Source organism: Streptomyces capoamus, assembly GCF_014654935.1.
GTDB lineage: Bacteria > Actinomycetota > Actinomycetes > Streptomycetales > Streptomycetaceae > Streptomyces > Streptomyces capoamus.
In genome coordinates this window covers 98,867-106,834 of record NZ_BNBF01000016.1, presented here as the reverse complement: position 1 = coordinate 106,834, position 7,968 = coordinate 98,867, and the positions used below count along the sequence as shown (strand labels likewise).

The 7,968-nt window shown below is 75.1% G+C and carries 7 protein-coding genes; 2 read left to right on the top strand and 5 right to left on the bottom strand.

Annotated features, from left to right (window positions below; translation table 11 throughout):
* Positions 1–807 (bottom strand): endo alpha-1,4 polygalactosaminidase (locus IE312_RS23955; protein ID WP_189984385.1); only part of this gene is annotated, 807 nt, incomplete at its 3' end.
* Positions 808–956: 149 nt separating this feature from the next.
* On the opposite strand from IE312_RS23955, the gene IE312_RS23950 reads away from it, so the two are divergent.
* Together IE312_RS23950 and IE312_RS23945 are read left to right on the top strand one after the other, a co-directional pair.
* Entirely contained in the window at positions 957–1,925 is a 969-nt protein-coding gene (locus IE312_RS23950; RefSeq protein WP_189984384.1) for an aldo/keto reductase, read from the top strand.
* A gap of 306 nt (positions 1,926–2,231) precedes the next feature.
* Positions 2,232–4,175, top strand: a complete 1,944-nt coding sequence (locus IE312_RS23945; protein WP_189984383.1) for a ricin-type beta-trefoil lectin domain protein — start codon at positions 2,232–2,234, stop codon at positions 4,173–4,175.
* A 2-nt stretch (positions 4,176–4,177) separates the two neighbouring features.
* Here the strand turns inward: IE312_RS23945 and IE312_RS23940 are convergent, their stop codons facing one another.
* The 4 genes from IE312_RS23940 to IE312_RS41660 all read right to left on the bottom strand — a co-directional run.
* Positions 4,178–4,669: a universal stress protein gene (locus tag IE312_RS23940; protein WP_189984382.1), complete on the bottom strand. Its 492-nt coding sequence runs from the start codon at positions 4,667–4,669 to the stop codon at positions 4,178–4,180.
* A 61-nt stretch (positions 4,670–4,730) separates the two neighbouring features.
* On the bottom strand, positions 4,731–5,984 hold the full coding sequence (locus IE312_RS23935; protein ID WP_189984488.1) for an SLC13 family permease: 1,254 nt from the start codon (positions 5,982–5,984) through the stop codon (positions 4,731–4,733).
* Between the two features lie 63 nt (positions 5,985–6,047).
* On the bottom strand, positions 6,048–7,277 hold the full coding sequence (locus IE312_RS23930) for a polysaccharide deacetylase family protein (protein ID WP_189984381.1): 1,230 nt from the start codon (positions 7,275–7,277) through the stop codon (positions 6,048–6,050).
* 243 nt (positions 7,278–7,520) lie between these two features.
* Positions 7,521–7,968: DUF4232 domain-containing protein (locus tag IE312_RS41660; protein ID WP_229900368.1), on the bottom strand; the 448-nt coding region annotated here is incomplete at its 5' end.

Here is a 7,968-nt window from a genome sequence, read left to right as displayed (position 1 = left end):
GACGGACACGTCCCGGTCGCGGCGGACGATGCTCAGGCGGTCGCCCCAGCGGGCGCGGGCCGCGCGCAGGCCGCCGTCGGTGTACTCGACGTCCACCACCCGGTCCGCGAACGCCTTCGCGTACACCTCGCACTCGTCGTACTGCCCGCACTCCTCCGTCACCGCGAAGTCCAGCCCCGCCCGCCCGCGCCGCCCGGCCAGGGACGCGGTGTTCTTCTGCCCGACGGCCAGGTGCCGGGCGTGCGCGTGCCGGGACAGCAGGCTCATGAACGCCGTGGCGTCGGCCGCCGTGAGCAGCCGGTGGGAGCGGGTGTAGCTGTCGTAGTTGTCCGGCTCGACGGCGTCGTAGCCCCGGTCCGCGCAGCCGTCGATCCACCGGTCGACCCGCCGCGCCACCCGTTCCCGCTTGGCGGGGGTACCGATGTCGAGCAGCGGCTCGTTCCAGTCCTCGTCGACGACGACCCTGCCCCGCGCGTCGCGCAGCAGCAGCTCCGCCGGCCAGGAGGAGCGCTCGGCGGGCTGTGCCTGGAACGCGTTGACGTAGCAGATGTTGTACAGGCCCGGTGCCGGGGGGTCGGACCGGTCGCGGCTGACGATCCGCACGCCCGCGGGCGGGGGATAGGCACCGCCGATCTGGTAGTCGAACCCGGCGTGCCGCGGTGGCAGCCGCAGCGGCGCGGCCTTCGCTCCGCCGCCCCGCTCCGGGCCGCCCGGGGCACAGCCGGACAGCGCCGGCACAGCGACGACCAGTGCTGCTGCCAGCGCACCCAGGGCCGTGCGGAACCCCGTGGCACGGTGCACACCCATGAGAGGCACGTCCGCTCCGTCCTGCCCGCGCCGGGCGGCGCGGCACGTCGGAGGATCACATCCTCCGCACGGCGCAGGCGTCAAGTCGGCCCCCGGCCCGCGTCGTAGGCTCGGTCCTGACCATCGTCCCGAAGGCAGGAGCAGCAACGATGCAGTACGTGAAGCTCGGTTCGACGGGCCTGGACGTCTCGCGGATCTGTCTGGGCTGCATGACCTACGGCCTGCCCGACCGCGGTGTCCACGAGTGGACCCTCGACGAGGAGGCGTCCCGCCCGTTGATCCGGCAGGCGCTGGAGGCGGGCATCACCTTCTTCGACACCGCGAACGTCTACTCGGACGGCACCAGCGAGGAGATCGTCGGCAAGGCCCTGCGGGACTTCGCGAACCGCGACGAGATCGTGCTGGCCACCAAGGTGAACGGCCGGATGCGGCCGGGGCCGAACGGGGCCGGACTGTCCCGCAAGGCCATCATGAGCGAGATCGACCACAGCCTGCGCCGGCTGGGCACCGACTACATCGACCTCTACCAGATCCACCGCTACGACCACGCGACCCCGGTCGAGGAGACGATGGAGGCGCTGCACGACCTGGTCAAGGCGGGCAAGGTCCGCTACGTCGGCGCGAGTTCGATGTACGCGTGGGAATTCTCCAAGGCGCAGTACACCGCGGAGCGGCACGGCTGGACGACGTTCGTGTCCATGCAGAACCACTACAACCTGCTCTACCGCGAGGAGGAGCGGGAGATGCTGCCGCTCTGCGCGGACCAGGGCGTGGGCGTGCTGCCCTGGAGCCCGCTCGCCCGCGGCCGGCTCACCCGGGACTGGGGCACCGTCACCGGGCGCAGCGCGACCGACGACTTCGGCAGCCGGCTCTACCTGGAGAGCGACCGCGCGATCGTGGAGGCCGTCGGCCGGATCGCCGGCGCACGGGGTGTCCCCCGCGCCCGGGTGGCCCTCGCCTGGCTGCTGCACCAGGACACGGTGACGGCCCCCGTCGTCGGCGCCGCCAAGCCCCGGCACATCGAGGACGCGGTGGCGGCGGTCGAACTGGAGCTGACCGACGAGGAGATCGAGGAGCTGGAGCAGCCGTACGCCCCGCACGCGATCAGCGGCCACTGAACCGCTTCCCCGGGCGACGGCGGTAAAGGGCGGGAAATGGCTGCCGTTGACGAGATGTCAATGAAAGAACCACGGCGGGGAATCCAGGAAATCGGGAGATCTCTTGTTCGGACGTGTTCGGCTGTGTAAAAGTGTGCGCTGTCGGCGCGCGGGCACAATGCATTCCTACTGTTTGCGCCAGGCCGCTCCCGTACACCCCCCACGCTTCACAAGAGCCGCCCCAGGTGCACGTCCGAGCTGCCCTTCACCCTCGCCATGCCGCTTGGTATGGACTAAATCCGGTAGTGCGTCGGGAGGAATTCGGCCGTGACCGAGGCAGGCCTGTCGGACGAACAGCTGAGCGCCGAACTGAAGAAGTGGACGGGCGCCTCACCCGCCCTGCACCCCGTCGGCGAACTGCTCGACCGGCACTGGGCGGCGGCCCTCGCCTACGCCCGGCTGTGCACCGACGGGCCGCGCGCCGCCGGCATGCTCACCACGGCCGCGTTCACCCGGCTGTTCGGCGCGTCCCTGCGGCAGACCGGGCCGACCGCCGCCTGGCGGCCCCAGGTCCTCGTCACCGTCCGGCGCATCGCCGCCGAGTGGGACACCGACGGCCGTCAGGAACTCCTCCACCCCGGCCTGCGCTCCGCCGGCGGTCCCGGCGGGCGCGCCGCGGCCCGGCTGCTGCCGCCGGCCGAACGGCGGCTGCTGTCCCGCGCCTTCCAGCGGGTCCCCGAGACCTCCCGCGCCGTGCTGTGGCACACCGAGGTCGAGGCCGAACCCCTGGCCGTGCCCGCCGCGCTCCTCGGCCTGGACGAGGGGGACGTCCGCGTCGAACTGGACCGCGCCCGCGAGCGGCTGCGCGAGGAGTGCCTCCAGGTGCACCGCGAACTCGCCCCCGACGCCGAGTGCCGGCGCTACCTGCGCATGCTCGACGTGACGTTCCGGCGCGGCGGCACCGCCGTCGACCCGGATCTGCGCCGCCACCTGGCCGGCTGCGCCCACTGCGAGCGGACCGCCGGCCAGCTCGCCGAGTTCAACGGCGACGGCCTCGGACGCGCGCTCGCCGAGGCCGTCCTCGGCTGGGGCGCCCACGAGTACGTGGCGTCCCGGGCGGTCCGCGCCGAGGAGCCCGCCGCACCGGCCCCGGCCGCCGTCACCGTCGTGCCCCAGGGCGGTGAGGCCTTCACCCCCGAGGCACCCGCCACCGCACCCGCCGGGCCCCCCGTGCCGGGCGCGGAGGAGGGCCGCGGCCGGGCGGCCGGCCGCGGACGCCCTCCCGGCCGCCGCCGGGCGGCCGGCTCCCCCGTCGGCGGACCGGACGGCCCCGAGGCGCCGGGCGCCGCCGGTGGCACGGCGTCCGGCGCCGTCTCACCCCGTTCCGCGTACCGCGCCGCCCGGCGCGCCCGGCGCCGCACCCTGGCGTTGGCCGTCGTCACCGTCAGCGGGCTCGTCGTCCTACCCCTGGCGCTGTGGTCGGCGCTCGACTCCGGCGGCGGCGCGGCCCCCGGCGCCACCCGCACGCCGTCGCGCACCCCGGGCAAGGACGCGCCCTCCCCGGGCGCCTCCTGGGCCGGCCGGAACGCCCCGGGTCAGGGCACCCTGCACGGCAGGCTGCGCAACCTCGCCTCCGGCCTGTGCGTCGGCGTCGTCGGCGGGAAGGCGGTCGAGGGCGCCGAGACGGAACTCGCCGACTGTTCCGCCGCCCCGGGCCAGCAGTGGACGTACGAGACGGACGGACTGCTGCGCAACGCCGCCGCCCCCGACCTGTGCCTGGACTCCCGTCTCGGCTACTCCGTGCGCCTCGCCCCGTGCACGGCCACCGGCAAGGCGGCCCGCGACATCCGCTACGACTTCACGGCCCAGGGCGCCCTGGTGCCGCAGGCCGACCGGAAGCTGGCCCTCACCCCGGCCGCCACCGACGGCTCCGGTGCCCTCGTGCTCAAGATCCGGGCCGCGGGTAGCGTCCAGCGCTGGTCCGTCGACACCGCCCGCCCGCACCTGCGGATGGAGAACGTCGACTGGGACCGGGACAGCACCCCGGTGCCCACCCCGTCCGCACCGCCCACCCCGTCGGCACCGCCCACCCCGTCCGCACCGGCCGCGCCCACGCCGTCCCGGACGGCCGGGCCGACGCCCCCGCCGTCCGCGACGACGCCCGTCCCCGCGCTGTCGCCCACCGCCACCGCCGACCCGTGCGCGCGTCACCCGCGGTACTGCGGCTGGGGCGACGGTGGCCGGGACGGGGGCGGCGGGCGCCGCCGCTGACGTCAGGGGTGGTGCGGCGGTGGGGGCGGGATGGTCCTCAGGTCCGGGGCCGGTTCCGGCCAGACCAGCAGCACCGGGCACGGCGCGTGGTCGACGGCGAACCGCACGGCCGGCCCGAGGCTCCTCGGGCCGAGCCGGGAACGGTCCCCGTCCCGGGCCAGCACCAGCAGCCCCGCTCCCTCGGCGGCGGCCACCACCTCCCGCTCCACCCGGCCCGACCGCTCCTCGCGCGCACAGGGACGGCCCAGCCGCTCGGCCGCCGCGGCGAGCAGCGAGGCCGCCGACGTGCCGCCGAGCGCCTCCAGCCGGTCACCGGGGTCCGCCTCCCGGTGGCCGCGCCCCAGCAGCCCGGCGAAGGCCCCGTGCGCCACCGCCGGCACATCGGGGCCGCTCACGTGCAGCAGCACCACCTCGGCGTCGTCCGGGGCGTGCGCGCGCACCGCGTCGACGCAGGCGGGCCAGGTGCCCTCCACGAGCCAGACGATCACCCGCATCCCTCGGCCTCCCTCGGTTCACACGGACTCGGTTCACACGGACTCGGTTCACACGGACCCGTCACAGAATCTGCAGCGACCCCCACAGTGCCACCACCGCGACCGCCAGGGAGGACGGCACGGCGAGCAGACCGAGCCGGGTGAACTCCCCGAGGTCCACGTCGTGCTCGTGCTGGTGCACGATGCGCCGCCACAGCAGCGTGGCCAGCGACCCGGCGTAGGTGAGGTTCGGGCCGATGTTCACGCCCAGCAGCACGGCGAGCACCGCCCCCGGCCCGGCGGGCACCGCCAGCGGCAGCAGGACCAGCACCGCGGGCAGGTTGTTGATCAGGTTGGCCAGCAGCGCGGCCAGCGCGGCGATCCCGAGCAGCGCGGGCAGCCCGGTGCCGTCCGGCACGACGTGCCCGAGCGCCTCCGCGAGCCCGTTGTCGACCACCGCCCGCACCACGACGCCCAGCGCGAGCACGAACGCGAGGAAGGCCGGGGCCGCCGACCGCACCACGTCCAGCGGGCCCGCCTGCCGGCGCACCAGCGCCCGCCCGGCCAGCACCAGCGCGCCGGCCGCCGCCACCCAGGCCGGCTCCACGCCGAACGCCGACGCCACCACGAACCCGGCCAGTGTGCAGCCCACGGTCACCAGCGCGAACAGCGGCAGCGCGGGCACCTCGCCGGTGTCCCGGCCCACCGGGGCCGCCGCCGTCAGGTCCCGGGCGAAGAACCGCCGGAACACCAGGTACTCGGCGCCGATCGCGGCCAGCCACGGCAGCGCCATCAGCGCCGCGAACCGGGTGAAGCTCAGCCCGCTCGCCGCGAACGCCAGCAGGTTCGTCAGATTGGACACCGGCAGCAGCAGCGACGCCGTGTTCGACAGGTGCGTGCAGGCGTACACATGCGGTTTGGGCCGTACGCCCGTCCGCGCGGCCGTGGCGAAGACCACCGGGGTGAGCAGCACGATCGTCGCGTCGAGGCTGAGTACGGCGGTGATGGCCGACGCCAGCGCGAACACCGCCGTCAGCAGCCGCACCGGCCGGCCCGCCGCCCACCGGGCCATCCACGCCCCGCACGCCTGGAACAGCCCCTCCACGTCGCAGAAGTGGGCGAGGACCAGCACCGCGGCCAGGAACCCGACGACCGGGCCGAGCCGTTCGGCCTCGGCCCGGGCGTGGTCGAGGGAGATCGCGCCGGTCGCCACCGCGAGGGCGGCCGCGGGGACGGCCATGACCGCCTCCGGCCACCCGAAGGGCCGCACCACGGCCCAGGCCAGCACGGCGACCAGCAGGATGACGGACAGCGCTTCGGCGAGCGGGGTGTTCAGGGCGGGTCCTTCCGAAGTAGGGCACGGGCTGCCCGCCCATGAAAACAGACCGGGTCGAACGCGCTACGACGACCGGCTGCCCGCCGCGCCCAGGAACTCCGCCCAGCCGCCCGCCGGAGCCTGTCCGGGCGGCAGGGTGCGCAGCCGGCGCAGCACCGCCCGGTCCTGCGCCTCCAGCCAGGCCACGAGCTGCTTGAAGGACACGAAGCGCACGTCGTCGTGGGCGGCCATCCTCCCGATGGCCTCCTCCACGGCGTCCATGTAGATGCCGCCGTTCCAGCGTTCGAAGTGGTTGCCGATGAAGAGGGGGGCGCGGTTGGTCTCGTAGGCCCGCCGGAAGCCGGCGAGGTAGGTGTCCCGGGCCTGGGCCCGCCAGGTGTCGTACCGGGCACGGTCGCCGAGCGGGTTGCCGCCGGACTGGTTGAACATCATGTTGTAGTCCATCGAGAGCACCTGGAAGGAGTGCCCGGCGAAGGGTATGGACTGCAGCGGGAAGTCCCACAGCCGGCCGCCCTGCACCTTGCCCGGCCAGACCTGGAGGCCCCCGGGGGAGCTGGCGTCGTACTTCCAGCCGAGCGCGGCGGCGGTCGGCAGCAGGTTGGCCTGGCCCTCCAGGCAGGGGGTGCGGCCGCCGACCAGCTCCTTGCGGTAGTCGAAGGGGAGCGGATCGAGGTCGGTGAAGCCGGTGTTGGTCCGCCACTTCGTCACGAAGTCCACGGCCTGGTCGATCTCGCTGCGCCACTGTGCCGGGGACCAGGCGCGCACGCCGGCCGGCCCGCAGAAGTGCCCGTTGAAGTGGGTGCCGATCTCGTGGCCCTCCAGCCAGGCCCCGCGCACCTGCTGGAGGGTGGCGTGGATGTGCCGGTCGGCGAGGTAGCCGATCGCGGAGGCGCCGACCGGGTGCTGCGGCGGCCGGTAGAGGTGCTTCTTGGACTCGGGCAGCGTGTAGATGCCGCTGAGGAAGAACGTCATCGTGGCGCCGTGGTCGGCGGCCACCCTGCGGAAGCGCGAGAACAGCCGGTTGCTCAGCTCGCCCGCGCCGTCCCAGGAGAACACCACGAACTGCGGGGGCCGCCGGCCGGGCTTCAGCCGCTCGGGCTTCGGCTGGTGCGGCTGGGGGCCGGTGTCGGCGGTGGAGCCGTCCCCGATCGGCCTCGCCGGACGGGCCTGCGCCGTGCCCCGCCCGTCCGCCGGCCCCGCTTTGCCGGTGCCGGTGGAACAGGCGGCCAGTGTGCCCAGGGCGCCCGCCGCCATTCCGGCCGTCAGCACCCGCCTGCGTGAGATCCCGCTCATCGTCTCCCCGATTCCCTGGTCGTGGCCCCGCGGGGCCCGTTCGCCGTGCGGTCGACCGGGTTCGATGACCAGGGACGGGAGAAAGATCGCGGCTCGCGGCGGCTGTTGCCGTCCTGTGACAGTCGTGGCGCCCCCATGACGGACGGGGCAGGCCCGGGCGCCGGGGACGGCACGGCGAACCCCGCTGCCGCGGGGGCCGGCAGCGGGGTTCGCGCTCAGGGGGGGACGGAGCAGCCGCGCGGATCAGGGGCCGGTGCCCGGGGCGAGCACCGTCAGACGGACGGAGGAGGAGTTGCCGGCGACCGGCACCGGCCCGCCGCGCCAGGCCGCCTTCAGCGGGGCCCGCTCGTCCGGCGGGGTGACCAGCAGCGCGGCCGGCGTGGCCGTCTTCGCTCCGCTGATCTCGGGGTTGGAGAAGGTCAGTCCGGCCCAGGCGCTGTGCCCGGGCTTGAGCGTGACGGTCACCGGCGTGCCCGGCTCCCGCCGGGGGTCGGGGCCGAGCTGGGTGCCGGCGGTGTCGACGAAGGCCGCGCCCGGGTAGCCGCGCAGGGTGCAGGTCCGGGCGGAGGTGTTGGTGAGCACCACCGGGAAGTTCTCCTGGCCGGCGCCGGGGTCGTTGCGGCCCACGGTGGCGCGCAGTTCGGCGGTGTGGCAGCGGGTGCTCGCCGCGGCCGGGGTGGTCGTGGCCCCG

Bases quoted from the DNA above. Each gene is read 5' to 3' on its own strand.
- IE312_RS23950 (WP_189984384.1), top strand. From the start codon at position 957: ATGCAGTACGTGAAGCTCGGTTCGACGGGCCTGGACGTCTCGCGGATC.
- IE312_RS23930 (WP_189984381.1), bottom strand. From the start codon at position 7,277: ATGAGCGGGATCTCACGCAGGCGGGTGCTGACGGCCGGAATGGCGGCG.
- IE312_RS23940 (WP_189984382.1), bottom strand. From the start codon at position 4,669: ATGCGGGTGATCGTCTGGCTCGTGGAGGGCACCTGGCCCGCCTGCGTC.